This is a genomic window from Pseudomonas sp. VS40 (assembly GCF_018587885.1).
GTDB lineage: Bacteria > Pseudomonadota > Gammaproteobacteria > Pseudomonadales > Pseudomonadaceae > Aquipseudomonas > Aquipseudomonas pergaminensis.
Map to the genome: position 1 here is coordinate 975,945 of NZ_JAGYWD010000001.1, position 21,533 is coordinate 997,477.

At 60.3% G+C, this 21,533-nt stretch carries 21 protein-coding genes and 4 tRNA genes; 7 read left to right on the forward strand and 18 right to left on the reverse strand.

Annotated elements, in window-relative coordinates; genetic code table 11:
* The first annotated feature begins 81 nt into the window (after window positions 1-81).
* Genes KHP07_RS04425 through KHP07_RS04435 form a run of 3 tightly spaced genes read left to right on the forward strand, consistent with a single transcriptional unit; the run spans window position 82 to window position 2,298 of the window.
* Entirely contained in the window at window positions 82-711 is a 630-nt protein-coding gene (locus KHP07_RS04425; protein ID WP_010213242.1) for a DUF1780 domain-containing protein, read from the forward strand.
* Window positions 712-765: 54 nt separating this feature from the next.
* On the forward strand, window positions 766-939 hold the full coding sequence (locus KHP07_RS04430) for a DUF3094 family protein (RefSeq protein WP_016976295.1): 174 nt from the start codon (window positions 766-768) through the stop codon (window positions 937-939).
* Between the two features lie 60 nt (window positions 940-999).
* The gene (locus tag KHP07_RS04435; RefSeq protein WP_078046821.1) at window positions 1,000-2,298 is read left to right on the forward strand and encodes an NAD(P)/FAD-dependent oxidoreductase; all 1,299 of its coding nucleotides are present in this window, start codon (window positions 1,000-1,002) and stop codon (window positions 2,296-2,298) included.
* Between the two features lie 191 nt (window positions 2,299-2,489).
* Here the strand turns inward: KHP07_RS04435 and KHP07_RS04440 are convergent.
* The 7 genes from KHP07_RS04440 to rluD all read right to left on the reverse strand — a co-directional run bounded on the left by KHP07_RS04440 (window position 2,490) and on the right by rluD (window position 7,602).
* Window positions 2,490-2,566: transfer RNA gene (locus KHP07_RS04440), tRNA-Pro, on the reverse strand.
* 94 nt (window positions 2,567-2,660) lie between these two features.
* Window positions 2,661-2,736 (reverse strand) — tRNA-Lys (locus KHP07_RS04445).
* Window positions 2,737-2,741: 5 nt separating this feature from the next.
* Window positions 2,742-2,818, reverse strand: a tRNA-Pro gene (locus KHP07_RS04450).
* Between the two features lie 10 nt (window positions 2,819-2,828).
* Window positions 2,829-2,904: transfer RNA gene (locus KHP07_RS04455), tRNA-Asn, on the reverse strand.
* Between the two features lie 300 nt (window positions 2,905-3,204).
* Entirely contained in the window at window positions 3,205-5,769 is a 2,565-nt protein-coding gene (gene clpB, locus KHP07_RS04460) for an ATP-dependent chaperone ClpB (protein WP_078046820.1), read from the reverse strand.
* Between the two features lie 148 nt (window positions 5,770-5,917).
* Window positions 5,918-6,643 carry a peptidoglycan editing factor PgeF gene (gene pgeF, locus KHP07_RS04465; protein ID WP_078046819.1) on the reverse strand — a complete coding sequence of 242 codons (726 nt, stop codon included), beginning with the start codon at window positions 6,641-6,643 and terminating at the stop codon, window positions 5,918-5,920.
* Window positions 6,640-7,602, reverse strand: a complete 963-nt coding sequence (gene rluD / locus KHP07_RS04470) for a 23S rRNA pseudouridine(1911/1915/1917) synthase RluD (protein WP_034102080.1) — start codon at window positions 7,600-7,602, stop codon at window positions 6,640-6,642. The genes pgeF and rluD overlap by 4 nt, the downstream gene beginning before the upstream one ends.
* Before the next feature lie 149 nt (window positions 7,603-7,751).
* On the opposite strand from rluD, the gene KHP07_RS04475 reads away from it, so the two are divergent.
* Both KHP07_RS04475 and KHP07_RS04480 read left to right on the forward strand, forming a co-directional pair.
* Window positions 7,752-8,777, forward strand: a complete 1,026-nt coding sequence (locus tag KHP07_RS04475; RefSeq protein ID WP_078046818.1) for an outer membrane protein assembly factor BamD — start codon at window positions 7,752-7,754, stop codon at window positions 8,775-8,777.
* Between the two features lie 123 nt (window positions 8,778-8,900).
* Window positions 8,901-9,134, forward strand: coding sequence for a PP0621 family protein (locus KHP07_RS04480; RefSeq protein WP_214496652.1), 234 nt, complete (start codon window positions 8,901-8,903; stop codon window positions 9,132-9,134).
* Here KHP07_RS04480 and thiO read toward each other — a convergent pair.
* The 5 genes from thiO to pilV all read right to left on the reverse strand — a co-directional run bounded on the left by thiO (window position 9,121) and on the right by pilV (window position 12,433).
* Entirely contained in the window at window positions 9,121-10,230 is a 1,110-nt protein-coding gene (gene thiO / locus KHP07_RS04485; protein WP_214496653.1) for a glycine oxidase ThiO, read from the reverse strand. The two genes, KHP07_RS04480 and thiO, sit on opposite strands and share 14 nt — an antisense overlap.
* Window positions 10,231-10,292: 62 nt before the next feature.
* A complete protein-coding gene (locus tag KHP07_RS04490) occupies window positions 10,293-10,694 on the reverse strand; it encodes a type IV pilin protein (RefSeq protein ID WP_099494008.1) in 402 nt (133 codons plus the stop codon).
* A gap of 11 nt (window positions 10,695-10,705) precedes the next feature.
* Window positions 10,706-11,197 (reverse strand): PilX N-terminal domain-containing pilus assembly protein, encoded by a 492-nt coding sequence (locus tag KHP07_RS04495; protein WP_410896867.1) that lies wholly within the window; start codon window positions 11,195-11,197, stop codon window positions 10,706-10,708.
* A 46-nt stretch (window positions 11,198-11,243) separates the two neighbouring features.
* Entirely contained in the window at window positions 11,244-11,951 is a 708-nt protein-coding gene (locus tag KHP07_RS04500; RefSeq protein ID WP_214496654.1) for a PilW family protein, read from the reverse strand.
* Window positions 11,948-12,433, reverse strand: coding sequence for a type IV pilus modification protein PilV (gene pilV / locus KHP07_RS04505; protein ID WP_214496655.1), 486 nt, complete (start codon window positions 12,431-12,433; stop codon window positions 11,948-11,950). The genes KHP07_RS04500 and pilV overlap by 4 nt, the downstream gene beginning before the upstream one ends.
* A 193-nt stretch (window positions 12,434-12,626) precedes the next feature.
* On the opposite strand from pilV, the gene KHP07_RS04510 reads away from it, so the two are divergent.
* Entirely contained in the window at window positions 12,627-13,208 is a 582-nt protein-coding gene (locus KHP07_RS04510) for a GspH/FimT family pseudopilin (protein ID WP_214496656.1), read from the forward strand.
* Here KHP07_RS04510 and ispH read toward each other — a convergent pair.
* From ispH to murJ, 6 genes are all read right to left on the reverse strand, one after another.
* Window positions 13,162-14,109 carry a 4-hydroxy-3-methylbut-2-enyl diphosphate reductase gene (ispH, locus tag KHP07_RS04515; RefSeq protein WP_012722142.1) on the reverse strand — a complete coding sequence of 316 codons (948 nt, stop codon included), beginning with the start codon at window positions 14,107-14,109 and terminating at the stop codon, window positions 13,162-13,164. The two genes, KHP07_RS04510 and ispH, sit on opposite strands and share 47 nt — an antisense overlap.
* A 158-nt stretch (window positions 14,110-14,267) precedes the next feature.
* A complete protein-coding gene (gene fkpB, locus KHP07_RS04520; protein ID WP_177111390.1) occupies window positions 14,268-14,705 on the reverse strand; it encodes an FKBP-type peptidyl-prolyl cis-trans isomerase in 438 nt (145 codons plus the stop codon).
* Window positions 14,706-14,712: 7 nt separating this feature from the next.
* Window positions 14,713-15,225: a signal peptidase II gene (lspA, locus tag KHP07_RS04525; RefSeq protein ID WP_078046809.1), complete on the reverse strand. Its 513-nt coding sequence runs from the start codon at window positions 15,223-15,225 to the stop codon at window positions 14,713-14,715.
* Entirely contained in the window at window positions 15,218-18,049 is a 2,832-nt protein-coding gene (ileS, locus tag KHP07_RS04530) for an isoleucine--tRNA ligase (RefSeq protein ID WP_214496657.1), read from the reverse strand. Before ileS ends, lspA begins: the two co-directional genes overlap by 8 nt.
* A 14-nt stretch (window positions 18,050-18,063) precedes the next feature.
* Complete coding sequence (gene ribF / locus KHP07_RS04535) at window positions 18,064-19,002, reverse strand: bifunctional riboflavin kinase/FAD synthetase (protein WP_010213269.1); 939 nt, start codon at window positions 19,000-19,002, stop codon at window positions 18,064-18,066.
* Window positions 19,003-19,121: 119 nt separating this feature from the next.
* On the reverse strand, window positions 19,122-20,660 hold the full coding sequence (gene murJ / locus KHP07_RS04540; RefSeq protein ID WP_078046807.1) for a murein biosynthesis integral membrane protein MurJ: 1,539 nt from the start codon (window positions 20,658-20,660) through the stop codon (window positions 19,122-19,124).
* Between the two features lie 253 nt (window positions 20,661-20,913).
* Between murJ and rpsT the strand changes: the two genes are divergently transcribed.
* Window positions 20,914-21,192, forward strand: coding sequence for a 30S ribosomal protein S20 (rpsT, locus tag KHP07_RS04545; RefSeq protein ID WP_003188401.1), 279 nt, complete (start codon window positions 20,914-20,916; stop codon window positions 21,190-21,192).
* The last annotated feature ends 341 nt before the right edge of the window (window positions 21,193-21,533 follow it).

Sequence of the window (21,533 nt, forward strand, 5' to 3'; positions counted from 1 at the left end):
TATTGCTCGGATGATCAGTCTACACCGACGTTTCACAGGGGTACTTCCTGCGGTCATCATTTGGGCGCTAAGCTGCTAGCTATGGATGACTCAGATTACTTGCGCCTGCTCACCGTAGCGGCCGAACAAGCCAACGCATTCTTGTCCAATGCCCGCAAATGGGAGCGTGAGCGTTGGGTCTGCCAGCGCCTGCTGCAAGGCTTGAACGTGCCTTACCGTGCCGAGGAGTTCCACGCCGCCGGGCAAGAGCCACCGGACGTGCTGTTTCGCGATGCCAGTTTCGAGGTGTTTTTTGTGCTGGACGAGGGCCGTCGCCTGAATGACGAATGGCGCGACGAGTTGCTGCGCCGACGCAGCGCCTTCTCCCTGAGCCAATTGGTGCGGCGCGAAGCCAAGCCGCGACGCATCCCGGCCCATGAGTTTTTACTGCGCCTGGCGCCCACGCTGCGCAAGAAGGCGCATAACTACAAAGAACGCGGGATGGACCTGGGGGAGCTGGATATCGTTGCCTTCACCAGCCTCAAGCGTGAGGTGCTTGACCTCAACAGCCATTTTCCGCCACCGACGGAATACCTGCGCCAGGGCTGGCGCTCGCTGTCGCTGGTGGGGCCGACCTTTGCACGGGTGTTGTTCGCCCACCCGGATGCACCGGATTTCTTGCGCAACAACTTGGGCCGCAGCATAGTGTTCGACGTGGGCATCAGCCTCTGAGCCCCCGGACTGTAACGTGGCGCCCTTTTGCAACGTCTACCTGACGAGGCCTTTATGACCAGCCGCCTGAACCCCGATGACCAACAGCATGTCGAAGAGTACCTGCAACTCTCCCAGAACCGAGTCGAGCGCAAGCCTTTCCGGCCGTGGCTGCTCCTTGGTGTGGTGCTGGTAGTGGTGATCGGTCTCGGCTTGCTGAGCCGACTATTGAGTTACCTGACGCTATGAGCTGCCTGGCGCTCGCGGGGGTAACTGCTCCGATTTCTTTTAGCCTTGCGAGATATCCCCATGACCCATCGTATTATTATCGTCGGCGGCGGCGCCGGCGGCCTGGAGTTGGCTACCCGCCTGGGTAAGACTCTGGGCAAGCGCGGCACCGCCAGCATCACGCTGGTGGACGCCAACCTGACCCATATCTGGAAGCCACTGCTGCACGAAGTGGCAGCCGGTTCGCTGAATTCCTCGGAAGATGAACTCAATTATGTCGCCCAGGCCAAATGGAACCACTTCGAGTTCCAACTGGGGCGCATGAGCGGGCTCGACCGTGAACAGAAGAAGATCCAGCTGGCCGCCACCCTGGACGAAGAAGGCCGTGAACTGGTGCCAGCGCGCGTGCTGGGCTATGACAGCCTGGTGATTGCGGTCGGCAGCACCACCAATGACTTCGGCACCGAAGGCGCCGCGCAGCACTGCCTGTTCCTCGACACCCGCAAGCAGGCCGAGCGCTTTCACCAGCAGTTGCTCAATCACTACTTGCGCGCCCATGCCGGGCAGACCGATGTGGTGGAAAAAATCAGCGTTGCCATCGTCGGCGCGGGTGCCACTGGGGTCGAACTGGCCGCCGAACTGCATAACGCCGCCCACGAGTTGGCCGCTTACGGCCTGGACCGCATCAAGCCGGAAAACATGCACATCACCCTGATCGAAGCCGGCCCACGGGTACTGCCTGCCCTGCCGGAGCGTATCGGCGTGCCGGTGCATAAAACCCTGGAAAAGCTCGGTGTGACGGTACTGACCAATTCGGCGGTCAGCGAAGTGACTGCCGATGCGCTGATCACCAGCAGCGGCCAGGTCATCCCCGCCAGTCTCAAGGTGTGGGCGGCCGGCATTCGCGCGCCAGGTTTCCTCAAGGATATCGATGGCCTGGAAACCAACCGCATCAATCAGCTGCAGGTATTGCCAACACTGCAAACCACCCGCGACGAAAACATCTTCGCGTTTGGCGATTGTGCCGCCTGTCCGCAACCGGGCACTGATCGCAACGTGCCGCCACGTGCCCAGGCGGCTCACCAGCAGGCATCGTTGCTGGCCAAGTCGCTGAAGCTGCGCATCGAGGGCAAGGACCTGCCGACCTACAAGTACACCGACTACGGCTCGTTGATCTCGCTGTCGCGGTTCTCGGCGGTGGGTAACTTGATGGGCAACCTCACCGGCAGCGTGATGCTGGAAGGTTGGCTGGCGCGAATGTTCTACGTGTCGCTGTACCGCATGCACCAGATGGCGCTGTATGGGTTCTTCCGCACGGCGATGCTGATGCTGGGGAGCAAGATCGGGCGCGGCACCGAGCCACGCCTCAAACTGCACTGACAACACGGTCCCGGATAGGACTTGGTCAATGTGGGAGCGGGCTTGCTCGCGAAAGCGGTGTATCAGTCAGTACATCTGACACTGAACCACCGCTTTCGCGAGCAAGCCCGCTCCCACATTCGTTTTGCGGTGAGTCAGATTTGCGTGCACAAAAAAAATCCCCGTATCTTTCGATACGGGGATTTTTAATATGGTCGGGGTAAGGGGATTCGAACTCCTGACATCCTGCTCCCAAAGCAGGCGCGCTACCGGACTGCGCTATACCCCGGTAAAAAAAAGGCGACCTTTCAGTCGCCTTCTTCGATCAGCGCTTTTGGCCTCTGACCTTAAGATTCGATTCCAGCGTTAACTGGTCTCAAAAATGGTGGGTCGTGTGGGATTCGAACCTACGACCAATTGGTTAAAAGCCAACTGCTCTACCAACTGAGCTAACGACCCAAATATGGTCGGGGTAGGGGGATTCGAACTCCCGACATCCTGCTCCCAAAGCAGGCGCGCTACCGGACTGCGCTATACCCCGATATTGAAATTGGCTCCGTGACCAGGACTCGAACCTGGGACCCAATGATTAACAGTCATTTGCTCTACCGACTGAGCTATCACGGAACTACATATTTCAAAGTACTACGTTGTTGCTTACTACCTTCTCTTTGACTTGTCCGTATCGCTACGTTCATGCCTCTGAGGCGCGCTATTCTACAATCTTAAAAACCCCTGTCAACCCTTTAAATTGCTTTTAAGACAATGATTTGCGCTTGTTTCTGATTTCTTCTTGGGGAGAAGAAACCCGTGGGCTGACGTTGCTGCGGGGCGCACTTTACAAGCCTTTGCCTTACAGTTCAACGCCCTATCGAAAAAAAAGGCCCCGCAATGCGGGGCCTTCTCTTGTCACCCTGCTGCCAGGGCTCAGTGGAAGACGATTTCGTCGTTTTCCACCGTCGCTGTCACGCTGGTGCCAGGCATGAAGCTGCCCGACAGGATCAACTGGGCCAGCGGGTTCTCGATCCAGCGCTGGATCGCACGTTTCAACGGCCGTGCGCCATACACCGGGTCGTAACCCACAGCGATCAGCTTGTCCAACGCCTCGCGGCTCAGCTCCAGCGACAACTCACGCTCGGTCAGGCGGCCACGCAGACGTCCCAACTGGATCTCGGTAATGCCCGCGATCTGATCCCGCGCCAACGGCTCGAAGATCACCACTTCGTCGACCCGGTTGATGAATTCCGGGCGGAAATGCGAGGTCAGTGCATCCATCACCGCCGCACGCTGGGCTTCACGATCCCCAACCAGCTCCTGGATCTGCGCCGAGCCCAGGTTGGAGGTCATCACGATCACCGTATTGCGGAAATCCACGGTACGCCCATGGCTGTCGGTCAGGCGGCCATCCTCCAGCACTTGCAACAGGATGTTGAACACATCCGGGTGCGCCTTCTCGACCTCATCCAGCAGGATCACCGAGTAAGGCTTACGCCGCACGGCTTCGGTCAGGTAACCGCCTTCCTCATAGCCCACATAGCCTGGTGGCGCACCGATCAAGCGAGCCACCGAATGTTTCTCCATGAATTCGGACATATCAATCCGCACCATGGCCTCTTCAGTATCAAAGAGGAACTCGGCCAAAGCCTTGCACAGCTCGGTCTTACCCACACCGGTCGGGCCGAGGAACATGAACGAGCCGCTCGGACGGTTCGGATCGGACAACCCGGCCCGCGAACGCCGTACCGCGTTGGAAACGGCCACCACGGCCTCTTCCTGACCGATCACACGCTGATGCAGCAGGTGTTCCATCTTCAGCAGCTTGTCGCGCTCGCCTTCAAGCATTTTCGACACGGGAATGCCGGTCCATTTGGAGACGACTTCGGCAATTTCTTCCTCCGTCACCTTGCTGCGCAGCAACTGGTTCTCAGGCTTGCCGTGCTGGTCGACCATCTGCAGGCTGCGTTCCAGGTCCGGGATCACCCCGTACTGCAACTCAGCCATGCGGTTCAGGTCGCCTTTACGGCGGGCCGCTTCGAGTTCCTGGCGCGACTGCTCGATCTTTTGCTGAATCTGGGCCGAGCCTTGCACTTCGGCTTTTTCCGAGGTCCAGATTTCTTCCAGGTCCGAATACTCACGTTCCAGGCGGACGATTTCTTCCTGGAGTTTTTCCAGGCGTTTTTTCGCCGCGTCGTCTTCTTCTTTCTTCAGGGCCTGGGACTCGACTTTCAGTTGGATCAGGCGCCGATCCAGACGGTCGAGCACTTCCGGCTTGGAGTCGATTTCCATGCGGATACGGCTGGCCGCTTCGTCGATCAAGTCGATGGCCTTGTCGGGCAACTGACGGTCAGTGATATAGCGATGGCTCAATTTGGCCGCCGCAATGATCGCGCCGTCGGTGATCGCCACCTTGTGGTGGACCTCATAACGCTCTTTCAAGCCACGCAGGATCGCGATGGTGTCTTCTTCGCTCGGCTCTTCCACCAGCACTTTCTGGAAGCGACGCTCAAGGGCCGCGTCCTTTTCAATGTACTGGCGGTATTCGTTGAGCGTAGTAGCACCGACGCAGTGCAACTCACCCCGCGCCAGGGCAGGCTTGAGCATGTTACCGGCGTCCATCGAGCCTTCGCCTTTACCGGCGCCGACCATGGTGTGCAGTTCGTCGATAAACAGAATGATCTGCCCTTCCTGCTTCGACAGTTCATTGAGCAGGGATTTCAGGCGTTCTTCGAACTCGCCGCGGAACTTGGCGCCGGCGATCAACGACCCCATGTCCAGGGACAGCAGACGCTTGCCTTTAAGGCCATCCGGCACTTCACCATTGATGATGCGCTGGGCCAGGCCTTCGGCGATCGCGGTTTTACCCACACCAGGTTCGCCGATCAGTACCGGGTTGTTCTTGGTGCGACGTTGCAGTACCTGGATGGTGCGACGGATTTCATCGTCACGGCCGATCACCGGGTCAAGCTTGCCCTCTTCGGCACGCTTGGTCAGGTCGACGGTGTATTTATCCAGAGCCTGGCGCGACTCCTCATGGTTGGGGTCGTTCACCGCGTCGCCGCCACGCAGGTTGTTGATGGCATTTTCCAGGGCTTTCTTGCTCACGCCCTGGCCCAGCAACAACTTGCCGAGCTTGCTGTTCTCGTCCATGGCGGCGAGCAGCACCAGTTCGCTGGAGATGAACTGGTCACCCTTCTGTTGGGCCAGGCGATCGGCCTGGTTAAGCAGACGCGCCAAGTCCTGCGACATGTTCACGTCGCCGGTTGGGTTTTGGATTTTCGGCAATTGGTCGAGCTCTTTGCTCAACTCCTTGCGCAGGCTGTTGACGTCGAAGCCCACCTGCATCAGCAAGGGCTTGATTGAACCACCTTGCTGTTCCAGCAGCGCCTGCATCAAGTGCGCAGGCTCGATGGCCGGGTGGTCGAGACCCACCGCCAAGGATTGAGAGTCAGACAGTGCCAACTGTAATTTGCTGGTTAAACGATCAATACGCATTAGTCACCTTCCTTTTGAGCAGGCCGGAGCTAGTAAACACATCCTGAATGAAGAAACCTGCCAGATACCCCTATAGATGGGGTGGATTCTGGAAGATTCAAGCGACAGATGCTTGATGTGAGTCAGTGTTGACCCAGGTCAGGAGAGTCTAGCGCTCGAGCCAGATAAGGGAGGCAAAACGTCCGGTGCGGGGGCTGCGCCGGTAGGAAAAGAAGCGCGGGTCGGTCACCGTGCAGAAACCGCCGCCATACACGGCAGTCACACCGCACGCAGCCAGGCGCAGGCGCGCGAGCTTATAGATGTCAGCCATGAACTTGCCCGGATTGCGACTCGGTACAAAGGCTTCGACGGTGGTCGGCAGTTGCTGCATGAAGACTTCACGCACTTCCGGGCCGACTTCAAAGGCTTGCGGGCCAATCGCCGGACCGAGCCACACCAACACGTCGCCAGCGTCGGCGTCGAGGCTTTCTAGAGTCGCCTCCAACACGCCCGCCGCCAGGCCACGCCAACCGGCATGGGCCGCCGCCACGCGTGTGCCTGCACGGTTGCAGAACAACGCGGGCAGGCAATCGGCAGTCATGGATGTGCAGGCGATGCCTGGGGTGCTGGTCCAGCTGCCATCGGCTTCGGCAGTGCGGCCAGGGTCGGCCTCGACCACGGTCACGCCATGGACCTGGCGCAGCCAGGCTGGCTGGATATCGAAGGCCGTGGTCAGGCGGCGACGATTTTCGAGCACGGCCTCCAGGCGGTCCTCGACATGATCGCCCAAATTGAGGCTGTCGAACGGCGCCAGGCTGACGCCGCCCGCACGGGTGGTGACACAGGCCTTCACCTGAGCCGGCGCGGGCCAGTCAGGAATCAGCCAGTCATTCACCCGACAAACGCCTCGCGATCCTGCTTGAGCAGCGACAACAACCAGACCAGGTCGTCCGGCAGAGGCGATTCCCAGCTCATCCGCTTACCGCTCGTCGGATGATCCAGTTCCAGGAAACGTGCATGCAGTGCCTGGCGCGGGAAGTTTTTCAGTGAATCAACCATGGTTGCACTGGCCGCCGGCGGAATACGGAAGCGACCGCCGTAGGCCGGATCTCCGACCAACGGGAAGTTGATGTGCGCCATGTGCACGCGAATCTGGTGGGTACGCCCGGTTTCCAGCTTGACCCGCACGTGGGTGTGGGAGCGGAAACGCTCGAGTACACGGTAGTGGCTCACGGCCTGCTTGCCGCCTTCCATCACCGCCATACGCTGGCGCTGCTGGCCGTGACGACCGATCGGCGCGTTGATCTTGCCACCGGCCACGACTACGCCGATCACGATGCACTCGTAGATCCGGCTGACGCTGCGGCTTTGCAATTGTGTGACCAGCTGCGTCTGCGCCTGAATGGTCTTGGCCACCACCATCAAGCCGGTGGTGTCCTTGTCCAGACGGTGCACGATGCCGCAGCGCGGGACGTTGATGATGTCCGGCACGTGGTGCAACAGGGCATTGAGCAAGGTGCCATCAGCGTGCCCGGCAGCCGGGTGAACCACCAGGCCCGCGGGTTTGTTGATGACCAGGATGTCGTCGTCTTCATAGACGATATCCAGCTCGATGTCCTGGGCAACCCATTCTCCCTGGGCTTCCTGCTCGGCAGTCAGCTCAAGAATCGCACCGCCATGGACTATGTCTCGCGGGCGGATAACCGCTCCATCCACAGTCAGGCGGCCGTCTTTGATCCAGGCGGAAAGGCGCGAGCGCGAGTGCTCAGCGAATAATTGTGCGGCGACTTGATCGAGGCGTTGGCCGCCCAATTCGGACGGCACCTCTGCGCGAAGTTCAATTTTATCGGACATGCTCAGACTAGGCGTGGCACAGCCTTTGGTTTCGGCTGCGCGCTTGTGGTTAAATACGGCGTCTTTTGCCCCGAGGCTTTCAACGGGGCGCTCATCATAACAGGACGGCCCCGCCCAAGACAGCGGCCGTCATAGGGACGCAAGCCGCCATGCAAGTGAAACACCTGCTGCTGATCGCCATCCTCGCCATGACTGCTGCTTGCTCGTCAACAAAGGAAGTCGTCGACGAAAACCTGAGCGAAGTCGAGTTGTATCAACTGGCTCAGAAAGACTTGGACAATAATAGCTACACCAGCGCCACAGCGAAGCTGAAGGCGCTGGAGTCGCGCTATCCGTTCGGGCGCTACGCCGACCAGGCCCAGCTCGAGCTGATCTACGCCAACTACAAGAACGCCGAGCCGGAAGCTGCCAAGTCCGCCGCCGAGCGTTTCATCCGCCTGCACCCGCAGCATCCGAACGTGGACTACGCCTACTACATGAAGGGCCTGACCTCGTTCGACCAGGACGTCGGCCTGCTGGCGCGCTTCCTGCCGCTGGACATGACCAAGCGTGACCCGGGTGCCGCCCGCGACTCCTACAACGAGTTCGCCCAGCTGACCAGCCGCTACCCCAACAGCCGCTACGCGCCGGACGCCAAGCAGCGCATGATCTACCTGCGCAACCTGCTGGCGTCCTACGAGATCCACGTGGCCCACTACTACCTGACCCGTCAGGCTTACGTAGCTGCCGCCAACCGTGGCCGTTATGTGGTTGAGAACTTCCAGGAAACCCCATCCGTGGGTGACGGCCTGGCGGTGATGACCGAGGCTTACCAGCGTCTGCACCTGGACGAGCTGGCCAGCACCAGCCTGGAAACCCTCAAGCTCAACTACCCGGACCACCCAAGCCTGAAAGACGGCCAGTTCGTGCCTCAGGTTGACGAAGCCGACAACCGTTCGTGGCTGAGCAAGTACACCCTGGGCCTGATCGAGTCCCGTCCACCGCTGCCGCCGGGCGAAACCCGTGCCAACCAGGACGTGATCAAGCAGTACCAGGACGCCAAGGATGCCATTCCTTCGGAGCTCAAGCCCCACGACGAGAACGGCGACGTGATCGAAGAGGAAGAACCGCAAGCCTTGGGCAACAACCAGGATCGCTCGTGGTTCAGCTACATGACCTTTGGTGTGTTCGACTGATTGCACCGGCGTCATCAAAAAGGAGCCTTTCGAGGCTCCTTTTTTGTGGGCGGTATCATTGCGCTGTGCGCCTGGCACGTCCTTGGCTAAACTGGCGCATTCCCTGTCGAGAAACTGCCCATCATGCTTCGTCTATTGTTCTGGATTGCCGTCATTGCCGCCGCAGTATGGTTCTGGCGCAAATTCAAAAGCCCGGCCGCCAAACAGCAACGCTCCAGTGAGCCTGGCGCGGCCCTGATGGTGCGCTGCGCCCACTGCGGCGTGCACTTGCCGCAGGATCGCGCCCTAAGCTCGCGCCAAGGGTGGTATTGCACCCAGGCCCATCTGGAGCAGGGGCCGAAGTCTATCCAGCGTTGATCCGACCTTCGGGTGCATACGGCGCCGGGTCGATGATCGGCGCACGTGCCAGCAGTAAATCGGTAAACAACTGGCAGGAGGCTGGCGCAAGCACCAGGCCATTGCGGTAATGCCCGCAGTTGAGCCACAAGCCCTTGAAGCCTGGCACTTGGCCGATATACGGAATGCCTTCCGGAGACCCGGGGCGCAGTCCGGCCCAGTGCCCCACCACTTCAGCGTCCGCCAGGGCGGGAATCAGCTCCACCGCTGATGCCTTGAGGCTTTCCAGTGCGTTCTGGGTCGGGGTCTTGTCGAAACCTTCGTGCTCCAGGGTACTGCCGATCAGTATGTGCCCGTCACGCCGCGGGATCGCATATCGACCCTTGGCCAGCACCATGCTCGACAGGAAGTCCGAGGCGCACTTGTACAAAATCATCTGGCCCTTGACCGGCTCCACCGGCAATGACAGGCCTAATGTGCCGAGCAACTCACCACTCCAGGCGCCCGCCGCCAATACAACCTGATCGCCGAAGATCGGGCCATCAGCCGTGTTTACGCCCACGACATTGCCAGCATCCAGAACAAACCCGGTCACTTCGCATTGCTCATGAAGGGTTACGCCAGGCAGGGCCAGCAGTGCGGCCTTGAGGGATTTGACCAAGCGTGGGTTGCGCACATTGGCGACGTTGGCCATGTAGATCGCCTGGGAGTACCCGCCGCCCAGCACCGGAACGGCGTCATGGGCGGCCGACACGTCGACTTTGCTCAATGGGCGGCCCTCACGTGCGGCCCACGCCAGGGCTTCGGCCTCATCCTCCAGGTCCAGCCAGTACAGGCCTGTGGTGTGAACCTCCGGATCGACGCCCGTCGCAGCAAACAGACGCTCCGCCAACTGTGGATAAAAATCCTGGGACCAATGGGCGAGCGCCGTGACTGCCGGGCTGTAGCGCCACGGATAGAGGGGCGAGACAATGCCGCCGCCCGCCCAGGAAGATTCCTGCCCCAACCCCGCGCGCTCCAATAGCACCACCGCTTGCCCTTGGGTCGCCAGGTTGAACGCCGTCAACAAGCCGATGACACCGCCACCGACAATCACTACCTGCTGTTGCTCTGCCATCATTTGATCCAGCCGATAAATAGGAACAAGCGCGCCCGGCGCCCAGTCGTCCAGCCCCCTCATCATTGCCCCCAGCACAGCTTGCGCGACATTTCTGGTATTGCACCGGGGTTGCTGCGCGTGCCGGCGCTGGTCAGGACGAAATCACCGCAAGGGTCACCAGCCATCATCGAGCCGATAGCAGGCGTCGCCACCAACTGGAAATCCTGAGGGTTCAACGCAGCGCTGATTCTATAGCGATCATTGCCCGCACTGACGCCGCTTGCATCAATAAAAGTACCGTTCCTCGCGTAAAAGCGCTCCAGATGCTGAGCCTGCCCGGTCAACAGCGCCACGATTTCAGCGCGATACACTTTTTTCATATGGCCGGTGTATCCGGGGTAAGCAATCCCCGCCAACACCGAGATGATCGCAACCGCGATCAGTAACTCGATCAAGGTAAACCCCTGGCTGTCCATGCCCATTGCAGTGCTCCTTATTGAAGTTGCCGCCACGCCACTCGCCGAAAACGCGAGCCGCCCTGCTCCTCTACTCGCGCATAGACGCTCTCCAGCACCGTGCGCAATTGGCCGCTGAGGCCAACAGCCGTCACTCGATACACCGAAGCCGGCATGTGCGGCGGTAAATGCGCCACCCCGACCGCCGGCCCAAGGGATTGAAGGCCGTATACACCGCCTTTCAGCGCCACCCAGCTAACGCCTGAAACAGGGTCCGCGCCGGGCCCGGACACTGAAAATGCAGCCTCCGGCGGCGCACATCGGGTAATCGATTGACACAACGGCAGCGTCGTAAATGACCGCTGTACCGCCGCCTCCCCGAGCCTCAAGCCACTTTCAGCACGCTGCAGCGATTGATTGCGCTGCCAGACGCTGCCGGCGATCTTTTGCTGGATGAGTGCACCTTGCATCGAGGACAAGCCGACCAGCGACACCAGCAACAGGAACACCAGGCTGATCAGCAGCACCATGCCCGCCTGCCTTAAACGATTACTCTCGCTAAGCACCATGGCCGCCCTACCCCAGCTGGTTTCGCAACGCCGCTACGACGCTGTAGGTTTGAGCTTTTACCCGGCCAGAAGGGTCTTGCAGCGTCATCTGGATACGCACGCTGCGTATCAGGGAGGCGTCGGCTGGCGCGGTGTCGTAACGCACGACCTGCAGTGATGCGGGCTTGGCGGCAAGGCCAAAGCCAAGCTCGAACGCCTGCACGTTATCCACCAGCACGGCCTTGGCGGGTGCTGCGGGGGTGCTGACTTTAAGCTGGCCCGCTTCGAAGGTGTAGGTCACTTGGCGCAATGCAAAACGGATCTCGCCCGGAGCAGGCGCAGGGGAGTTTCCAATGTAAGCCTGGGCGCTACCCGTGCAATCGGACAATACGGTCCAATCAGGCTTGCCGCTTTCATTACCGGCATCTGCAGTCACCAACGTCAGCGACTTGGCGCCCGCCCCACCATCCCAACTGACGGGCCGATCAAAGGCCGGTGGCGCATTCTCGATAAAGCCTGTGGCCAAACAACCAAACATGCCCGCCTGGCGGATGTCCTGAATGATTTTGCCCAGCACGAACCGCGCATCATCCTGCAGCGACATGGCTGCCTGCTGGCTGGCGTGGGTAGCTCTGGAATCAATCACCACTTGGCTGCCCCCAAGCACCAGCACCAAGCCCATGGCCAACGCCAGCAGTAACTCCACCAGACTGAAACCGCGAGCAAGACGCCTCATTCCGCCACCCCCGACTCATCGCTGATACGACTGGTCAGGGTGAAGGTTTCCCGGGCACCTGGCGTGTTGGTCCCCCGGTTGTCATCCCAGCTGATACTGACCGTTACCTCACTGCCGCTGATCGACACCGAGCCTTTGGCGCCCTCCCCGGCAAAGCCGAGGATATTGGCCTCGAAATCATGCAGGTCCAGATCGCGCACGCTGCCAGTAGCGCCACTGGCAGGGGCACGCTCTCCCCGACCCCAGGCGTAGTCGGCGCCAGAATTGGCGCGGATCCGGTCGAGCATGTCGTAGGCAATGAAGCTGGCCTGGCTGGTCATCCTTGAGCTGTCGGTGTACTTGAGCGCGTTGAGTTGGATCACTGCCGCACCCAGCAGGCCAATGGCAAGGATCAGCACGGCGACAAGCACTTCGATCAGCGTCATTCCGGTCTGGCGTGGGGATAAAACGGGAGAAATACAGGTATTCGTGCAGGCAAGCATTACCGTCGCCATCCATGTCGAAGTCCGAAAAAGAGCAGGCAGAACCTGCTGTGCGGCTCAAGACTAGCGCCGGTTTTTCACCCGTGCTGCTCCGGGAACAAAGGGAAATACTTTGGACATAAAGGCCATCATCCAGCGCCTCAGCCTGGACGCTATACCTAGGACGACACCCCTATCCACGGAGGAATGGCACATGCACCAACGCGGTTTTACCCTGATCGAATTGCTGCTCGGACTGACCCTGAGCAGCATTCTGGCGATCCTGGCAGTGCCGAGCTTCAAGAGCCTGCTGGACTCACAGCAACGCCACAGCGCGGCACAAACATTGGCGGCAGGCCTGCGCTACGCACGCACCGAAGCCATTGCACGCAATCGAGCGGTGGTCATTCACGCATTGAACGATGATTGGAGCCTGGGCTGGCGCGTCATCGTGGATGCCAGCGGACGCGGCCACCTGGACGACGACAACCCCGTATTGCTGACTCACCAGGACAGCGGCCATGGCTTGATCGTGGGCAATGGGCCGCTCAAGAGCCAGGTGCGCTTCAGCGGGCTGGGCGAGCCGATATTTTCAGGGGGAGGTTTCCGTGCCGGCACCGTGCATGTGTGTGCCAGGGATCAGGCGCAGAGCCTGCATCAGATCGTGCTGGCGCCCAGCGGGCGCATCAGCCTGCGCAGCGACAGTGCCGAGCAGGCGTTGTGCCGGAGTGGGTCCGGCAACCCGACACTCAGAGCAACGAGCGAACGCGCAATTCCTTGGGCATGGAAAATGTGATGTTTTCCTCGCGACCTGCCAGCTCATCGGCACCGGTAGCGCCCCAGGCGTGCAGTTGCTGGATAACCCCACGTACCAGCACTTCCGGGGCCGAAGCACCGGCCGTGATGCCAATGCGCTCGACACCATCGAACCAACTGCGCTGCATGTCTTCGGCGCCGTCGATCAGGTACGCCGGTGTGGCCATGCGCTCAGCCAGCTCACGCAGGCGGTTGGAGTTGGAGCTGTTGGGGCTGCCGACAACCAGCACCACATCGCATTCATCGGCCAATTGCTTGACCGCGTCCTGCCGGTTCTGGGTGGCGTAGCAGATGTCGTCCTTGCGCGGCCCACCAATGGCCGGGAAGCGGCTGCGCAGCGCGTCGATCACGCGACTGGTGTCGTCCATGGACAAGGTGGTCTGGGTCACGAATGCCAGGCGTTCGGGGTTCTGCACCTGCAGGTTGGCGACGTCTTTTTCGTCCTCCACCAGATAGATCGCCCCACCATTGCTGGCGTCGTACTGCCCCATGGTGCCTTCGACTTCCGGGTGACCGGCATGGCCGATGAGGATGCACTCGCGACCGTCACGGCTGTAGCGCGCGACTTCGATGTGAACCTTGGTAACCAGCGGGCAGGTAGCATCGAACACTTTCAGGCCACGGCCTGCCGCTTCAGTGCGCACTGCCTGGGAGACACCGTGGGCACTGAAGATGACGATGACGTCGTCCGGCACTTGGTCCAGCTCTTCGACAAAGATGGCACCGCGTGCGCGCAGGTCTTCGACCACAAATTTGTTGTGGACGACTTCATGGCGCACATAGATCGGCGGCCCGAAGACTTCCAGGGCGCGGTTGACGATTTCGATCGCCCGGTCCACGCCGGCGCAGAAGCCACGGGGGTTGGCGAGTTTGATTTGCATGCTGTGCCTCGTGTCTTGCTCGGCAAGAAATTGGATCTTGTGGGAACTGGCTTGCCTGCGATGCAGGCACCTCGGTGTATCAGGTACACCAGGGTGATGCTATCGCAGGCAAGCCAGCTCCCACACAAGCCAGCGCCCGCAGGCGCCGGTTTTGTCAGTTAGATCGCTTTAACGCTGATGATTTCAACGTCGAACGTCAAGGTTTTACCGGCCAACGGGTGGTTGAAGTCGATGGTCACTTGCGCGTCATCGAAGGTTTTCACCACGCCGGGCAATTCGGTATTCGCCGCATCGTTGAAGATCACCAACAAGCCTTCCGACAGGTCCATGTCCTGGAACTGCGAACGCGGGATGATCTGCACGTTTTGCGGGTTGGGTTGGCCAAAGGCGTTTTCCGGCAGGATCTGCAGGGTACGCTTGTCGCCAGCCTTGAAGCCGAACAGGGCCGCCTCGAAACCCGGCAGCAGGTTGCCATCACCGACCTTGAAGGTGGCCGGTGCCTTGTCGAACGTGCTGTCGACCGTGTCGCCATTCTCCAGGCGCAATGCGAAATGCAAAGTGACTTCCGTGTTCTGGCCGATGCGTTGCTCAGCCAATACCTGATCAGTCATTGACGGTCTCTCCGGTTTTCTTGCTTTTGAACATATCCAACGCCAGCATGATTGCACCGACGGTGATGGCGCTGTCGGCAAAGTTGAACGCCGGGAAGTACCAGCGGTTCTGCCAATGCACCAGAATGAAGTCGATCACATGGCCGAGGGCAATGCGGTCGTAAAGATTGCCCAGAGCACCGCCCAATACCAGCGCCAAGGCGATCGCCAGCCAGGTGTCATCACGGCCAAGACGCTTGAGCCACACCACCAGCACCGCACTGACGACCACGGCGATCAAGGCGAACAACCAGCGCTGCCAGCCGCCGCTATCCGCCAAAAAGCTGAACGCGGCGCCAGTGTTGTAGGCCAGGGTCCAGCTGAAGTAATCCGGGATCACCACGATCTGCTGGAACATCTCCAGGGAGCCTTCGAAGTGAGCCTTGCTGACCTGGTCGATGACCAGGACCAGCACGCTCAGCACGAGCCAGCCCAGACGTCCGAAACGACTGGCTGAGTTAGGCATAGTGACGAACCTCGCCTTCACCGCTGATGTTGTCGACGCAACGACCACAGATTTCCGGATGCTCAGGGTTCACGCCGACATCTTCACGGCAGTGCCAGCAACGGGCGCATTTAGGGAAGGCGGACTTGACCACTTTGAGCTTGAGGCCCGGCACTTCAGTGGCGACCGCATCCGCCGGGGCCTGGGCAAACGGTGCCAGGCTCGCGGTGGAGGTGATCAGCACAAAACGCAGTTCGTTGCTCAGCTTGGCCAGGTCGGCGGTCAGGCCTTCCTCGGCAAACAGGGTGACTTCGGCTTGCAGGTTGCCACCGACGGCCTTGGCCGCACGCTGCACTTCCAGCTCCTTGTTCACCGCAACCTTCACGGCCATCACGCTTTCCCAGTACTCACGGCCCAGTTCGAAGTCGGCCGGTAGTTCGGTTAGGCCTTCGTACCAGGTGTTGAGCATCACCGACTCGTTGCGCTCGCCCGGCAGGTATTCCCACAGTTCGTCGGCGGTGAAGGCCAGGATCGGCGCGATCCAGCGCACCAGCGCTTCGGAGATGTGGAACAGCGCGGTCTGCGCCGAGCGGCGGGCCTTGCTGTTGGCGCCGGTGGTGTACTGGCGGTCCTTGATGATGTCGAGGTAGAAACCACCCAGCTCCTGCACGCAGAAGTTGTGGATCTTCGAGTAGACGTTCCAGAAACGGTATTCGCCGTAGTGCTCTTGCAACTCGCGTTGCAGCAGCAAGGTACGGTCCACGGCCCAACGGTCGAGGGCGAGCATGTCCTCGGCCGGCAGGATGTCGGTAGCCGGGTTGAAGCCGGTCAGGTTCGACAGCAGGAAGCGTGCGGTATTACGGATGCGGCGGTAGGCATCGGCGCTGCGCTGCAGGATCTGGTCCGACACGGCGATTTCGCCCGAATAGTCGGTCGACGCGACCCACAGACGCATGATGTCGGCGCCCAGGGTGTCGTTGATCTTCTTCGGCTCGATCACGTTCTTCAGCGACTTGGACATTTTGCGGCCCGTCTCGTCGACGGTAAAACCGTGAGTCAGCAGTTCGCGGTATGGCGCGTGGTTGTCGATGGCGCAACCGGTCAGCAGCGACGAGTGGAACCAGCCACGGTGTTGGTCCGAGCCTTCCAGGTACAGGTCGGCACGCGGGCCGGTTTCATGACCCATCGGGTGCGAGCCGCGCAGCACGTGCCAGTGGGTAGTACCCGAGTCGAACCACACGTCGAGGGTGTCGCTGATCTTGTCGTACTGCGGCGCTTCATCGCCCAGCAGCTCGGCAGCGTCCAGTTTGAACCAGGCTTCGATGCCTTCCTGTTCAACGCGCTGGGCCACGACTTCCATCAGTTCGACGGTGCGTGGGTGCAGCTCGCCGCTTTCCTTGTTCAGGAAGAACGGGATCGGCACGCCCCAGTTACGCTGGCGGGAGATGCACCAGTCCGGGCGGTTGGCGATCATCGAGTGCAGGCGCGCCTGGCCCCAGGCCGGGACGAACTGGGTGTCTTCGATGGCTTTGAGCGAGCGTACACGCAGGGTGTCGCCCGTGGTCGGCTCTTTGTCCATGCCGATGAACCACTGCGCGGTGGCGCGGTAGATCAGCGGGGTCTTGTGGCGCCAGCAGTGCATGTAGCTGTGCTGGATGGTGGCGGTCTGCATCAGCGCACCGACTTCACGCAGCTTGTCGATGATCGGCTGGTCGGCCTTGAAGATGAACTGGCCGCCAAAGAATTCGAGCGACGGCACATACACGCCGTTGCTCTGCACCGGGTTGATGATGTCGTCGTTGACCAAGCCGTACTTCTTGCAGATGACAAAGTCGTCCACGCCATAGGCCGGCGAGCAGTGAACAATGCCGGTACCCGAACCAAGCTCGACGTAGTCAGCCAGGTACACCGGCGACAGGCGGTCATAGAACGGGTGACGGAAATTGATCAGTTCCAGCGCGGAGCCGGTGGTGGTCGCGATCACCGAACCTTGCAGTTCGTAGCGGGTCAGGCAGGCCTCGACCATTTCCTCGGCCAGCACCAGCAGGCGATCACCGACGTCCACCAGGGCGTAGGTGAATTCCGGGTGCACGTTCAGCGCCTGGTTGGCCGGGATGGTCCACGGGGTGGTGGTCCAGATCACAATGGCCGCCGGCTTGCCCAGGTTTGCCAAGCCAAAGGCCTCGGCCAGCTTGGCGTCGTCGGCGATCGGGAAGGCCACGTCGATGGTCGAGGACTTCTTGTCTTCGTACTCGACTTCCGCTTCGGCCAGGGCCGAACCGCAGTCAAAGCACCAGTTCACAGGCTTGAGGCCCTTGAACACGAAACCGCCTTTGACGATCTCGGCCAAGGCACGGATTTCACCGGCCTCGTTCTTGAAGTTCATGGTCTTGTACGGGTTGTCCCACTCGCCGAGCACGCCCAGGCGGATGAATTCGGACTTCTGCCCTTCGATTTGCTCGGTGGCGTAGGCACGGCACAGTTCGCGGGTTTTATCCGCGCCCAGGTTCTTGCCGTAGGTCACTTCGACTTTGTGTTCGATCGGCAGGCCGTGGCAGTCCCAACCCGGGACATACGGCGCGTCGAAGCCCGACAGGGTCTTCGAGCGCAGGATCATGTCCTTGAGAATCTTGTTCAGCGCATGACCGATATGAATCGTGCCGTTGGCATAAGGAGGGCCGTCGTGCAGGACGAATTTCGGACGATCCTTGCCAATTTCGCGCAACTTTCCGTACAGGCCAATACTGTCCCAGCGCTGCAGGATCTGCGGTTCGCGCTGTGGCAGGCCGGCCTTCATTGGGAAGGCGGTGTCCGGAAGGTTTAGCGTGGCTTTATAGTCGGTCATTTAAGGCTCTTCGGTTAGCGATGGGCGCTAGGTGCGGCTAGTGCACGGGCGGCGGCGACATCCGCATTGATCGCCGTTTTCAACGCCTCAAGGGAGGCGAAACGCTGCTCTTCACGCAGCTTCTGGTGGAAAACCACCGTCAAACGCCGGTCATACAGATCACCGGCAAAATCCAGCAGATGTACTTCCAGGTGGGCCTTGCCATCACCTGCAACCGTGGGCCTGACGCCTATGTTGGCGACTCCCGGCCACGATTGGCCGTCGATGTCGACGCTCACCAGGTAGACCCCGGTCAGCGGCACACGACGGCGCTTGAGTTGCACGTTGGCGGTTGGCGTGCCCAATTGGCGCGCCAGCTTCTGGCCGTGCAGGACCCGCCCGGCAATGCGGAACGGGCGGCCGAGCAACCGCTCGGCCAAGGCGAAGTCGGCAGCAGCCAGGGCGTTACGCACCTGGGTACTGCTCACGCGCAGGCCGTCCAGTTCGACGGTTTGCGCGGCTTCGACGGTAAACCCCTGGTTGACGCCGGCATGCTGCAGGAAATCGAAATCCCCCACGCGGTCGCAACCAAAACGGAAATCGTCACCGACCTCCAGGTGCTGCACGCCCAAGCCATCGACCAGGATGCGGTCGACGAACTCGGCGGCGCTCAGGCTTTGCAAACGCTGGTTGAAAGCCAGGCAGAGGACGCGGTCCACGCCTTCTTCGGCCAGCAGTTGCAGCTTGTCCCGCAGGCGGGCCAGGCGCGCTGGCGCGGTCTCGGGCGTGAAGTATTCCCGCGGCTGTGGCTCGAAAATCACCACGCAGCTGGGCACGCCCAACTCGACCGCACGCTCGCGCAGCCGAGCCAGGATAGCCTGGTGGCCACGGTGAACACCGTCAAAGTTGCCAATAGTGGCGACGCAGCCCCGATGCTCGGGGCGTAGGTTGTGGAGACCTCGAACCAGCTGCATAACGCGCTTCTTGCTCATAAAGTGGTCGATTATAACCACACCCGGCCCCGGACGACAGGCAACAGCACGGGCCAAATGGATCGAATCGATAAAACAACCGTTTTATCGCGGCAAACTCTCTAGCTCAGCGACTTGCGATTGAAATCCCGCAGCCGGAAGCCTTGCAGCAGCAACATCCCGAAGTACACCACCACGCCAGCGACGACCAGCACGCCCAGGCGCAGGAAGCGCTCCAGCATATGGCCCTCGTCCCAGGCGGGCATAAAGTGCATCAAGCCCAGCAGCACTGCTGACATCGCCCCCACCGCCACCAGCAGCTTGAGGGCAAACAGGCCCCAACCTGGCTGCGGCTGAAACATTTGCTGTTTGCGCAGCTGGTAAAACAACAGCCCGGCATTGATACATGCGCCGGCACTGATGGCCAGGGCCAGGCCAGCGTGAGCCAGCGGACCGATAAACACCAGGTTGAGCAGTTGCGTGACGACCAAGGTGAAGATCGCGATTTTGACCGGCGTACGGATGTTTTGCTGGGCATAGAAGCCGGGAGCCAGCACTTTGATCACGATAATGCCGAGCAGACCGACGGAATAAGCGACCAGCGCGTGCTGCGTCATCAAGGCGTCATGGGCATCGAACTGTCCGTACTGAAACAACGACACGGTCAACGGCTCGGCCAGGATCCCCAGCGCCAGGGCGCATGGCAGCACCAGCACAAAGCACAGGCGCAGGCCCCAGTCGAGGATGCGCGAGTATTCCTGGCGATCTTTACTGGCGTAGGTGCGCGCCAGCGTCGGCAGCAGAATCGTGCCCAGCGCCACGCCCAGCACGCCGGACGGCAACTCCATCAGGCGGTCGGCGTAGTACATCCACGACACCGAGCCAGACACCAGCAGCGAAGCGAACGCCGTGTTGATAATCAGCGAAATCTGGCTGACCGACACGCCGAGGATCGCTGGCAACATATTGCGCATCACGCGCCACACGCCGGTGTCCTTGAGGTTCAGGCGCGGCAACACGAGCATGCCGATCTTTTTCAGGTGTGGCAGCTGGTAGAGCAGTTGCGCCAGGCCGCCGGCCAGGACGGCCCAGCCCAGGGCCATTACCGGTGGGTCGAAATACGGGGTAAGGAACAGCGCGAAGATGATCATGCTGACGTTCAGCAGGGTCGGCACGAAGGCCGGCACCGAAAAACGATTCCAGGTATTGAGGATCGCACCGGCCAGGGATGAAAGCGAGATCAGCAATATATAAGGAAAGGTCACCCGCAGCAGATCGGTGGTCAGCGCGAATTTTTCCGGGGTGTTGGCAAAACCGGGGGCCGTGGCCCAAATCACCCAGGGAGCGGCGAGCATGCCAAGGATGGTCACCAGCATCAGTACCAGGGTCAACAGGCCCGAGACATAGGCAATAAAGGTGCGGGTGGCTTCCTCGCCCTGCTGGGTCTTGTACTCGGCCAGGATCGGCACGAATGCCTGGGAAAACGCGCCTTCGGCGAAGATCCGTCGCAGCAGGTTGGGCAACTTAAACGCAATAAAGAAGGCATCCGTGGCCATGCTGGCGCCAAAAATGCGCGCCAGCAAGGTGTCACGCACAAACCCCAGAACCCGGGAGATCATCGTGATAGAGCTGACGGCGGCCAACGATTTGAGCAGATTCATTGAAAGAGTTTGCGCCTTTAGATAAAGAGCAGGCGAACAAAGCGCCCACTTATGCGATACTGCGCGCCTGCAACAGCACAGAGCCAAAGCTCGCGAGTTTACAGGTCAAGCGCCGGAAATAAATCACCCGCCTCTTCAGATCGACCACTCAGCAGTTCGCATCAGCCGCCCTTGACAACCCATCAAGTCATCGGCATGATTCGCGGCCTATTTTGTTTGCTATTTCCTAAAAAGTCTTTCGAGGAGCTCGACGGTGGCCAACACACCTTCCGCCAAAAAACGTGCAAAACAGGCTGAGAAGCGTCGCAGCCACAACGCCAGCCTGCGTTCCATGGTTCGTACCTACATCAAGAATGTAGTTAAAGCCATCGACACCAAAGACGCTGAAAAAGCCCAAGCTGCTTACGTTCTGGCTGTGCCAGTTATCGACCGCATGGCCGATAAAGGCATCATCCACAAGAACAAGGCCGCTCGCCATAAGAGCCGCCTGAATGGCCACATCAAGGCTCTGAGCGTTCCTGCTGCAGCCTAAGTGGTAACAACTGCAACGCAACCCTGGTTGCGAAACAGTTAAGAAATGCCCCGTACCGAAAGGTCCGGGGCATTTTTGTTGGGCCCTGAAAATCCCCCCCTGCGGGATGTGCGGCTTTTTTGTGGTGAGCAGGCTTGCCCGCGCTGGGCTGCGCAGCAGCCCCAATACATTCAACGCGTTCCTCCAGACAGAACACAGTCCCAGGTTTTAGGGCCGCTTCGCGCCCCAGCGCGGGCAAGCCCGCTCACCACAAAAAGCCCGCTCACCACAGGAAACCGGTCCACCAAAAAACACAGGCAAAAAAAACGCCCCGAACCAGTCGGGGCGTTTTTGCTACCTAT

Coding starts and splice junctions, on each gene's coding strand:
- KHP07_RS04430 (WP_016976295.1), top strand. CDS start 766: ATGACCAGCCGCCTGAACCCCGATGACCAACAGCATGTCGAAGAGTAC.
- KHP07_RS04510 (WP_214496656.1), top strand. CDS start 12,627: ATGCACCAACGCGGTTTTACCCTGATCGAATTGCTGCTCGGACTGACC.
- ileS (WP_214496657.1), bottom strand. CDS start 18,049: ATGACCGACTATAAAGCCACGCTAAACCTTCCGGACACCGCCTTCCCA.
- lspA (WP_078046809.1), bottom strand. CDS start 15,225: ATGCCTAACTCAGCCAGTCGTTTCGGACGTCTGGGCTGGCTCGTGCTG.
- murJ (WP_078046807.1), bottom strand. CDS start 20,660: ATGAATCTGCTCAAATCGTTGGCCGCCGTCAGCTCTATCACGATGATC.
- KHP07_RS04480 (WP_214496652.1), top strand. CDS start 8,901: ATGCTTCGTCTATTGTTCTGGATTGCCGTCATTGCCGCCGCAGTATGG.
- clpB (WP_078046820.1), bottom strand. CDS start 5,769: ATGCGTATTGATCGTTTAACCAGCAAATTACAGTTGGCACTGTCTGAC.
- KHP07_RS04435 (WP_078046821.1), top strand. CDS start 1,000: ATGACCCATCGTATTATTATCGTCGGCGGCGGCGCCGGCGGCCTGGAG.
- rluD (WP_034102080.1), bottom strand. CDS start 7,602: ATGTCCGATAAAATTGAACTTCGCGCAGAGGTGCCGTCCGAATTGGGC.
- ispH (WP_012722142.1), bottom strand. CDS start 14,109: ATGCAAATCAAACTCGCCAACCCCCGTGGCTTCTGCGCCGGCGTGGAC.
- ribF (WP_010213269.1), bottom strand. CDS start 19,002: ATGCAGCTGGTTCGAGGTCTCCACAACCTACGCCCCGAGCATCGGGGC.
- pilV (WP_214496655.1), bottom strand. CDS start 12,433: ATGCTTGCCTGCACGAATACCTGTATTTCTCCCGTTTTATCCCCACGC.
- thiO (WP_214496653.1), bottom strand. CDS start 10,230: ATGGCAGAGCAACAGCAGGTAGTGATTGTCGGTGGCGGTGTCATCGGC.
- KHP07_RS04475 (WP_078046818.1), top strand. CDS start 7,752: ATGCAAGTGAAACACCTGCTGCTGATCGCCATCCTCGCCATGACTGCT.
- KHP07_RS04500 (WP_214496654.1), bottom strand. CDS start 11,951: ATGAGGCGTCTTGCTCGCGGTTTCAGTCTGGTGGAGTTACTGCTGGCG.
- KHP07_RS04425 (WP_010213242.1), top strand. CDS start 82: ATGGATGACTCAGATTACTTGCGCCTGCTCACCGTAGCGGCCGAACAA.
- KHP07_RS04490 (WP_099494008.1), bottom strand. CDS start 10,694: ATGGGCATGGACAGCCAGGGGTTTACCTTGATCGAGTTACTGATCGCG.
- KHP07_RS04495 (WP_410896867.1), bottom strand. CDS start 11,197: ATGGTGCTGCTGATCAGCCTGGTGTTCCTGTTGCTGGTGTCGCTGGTC.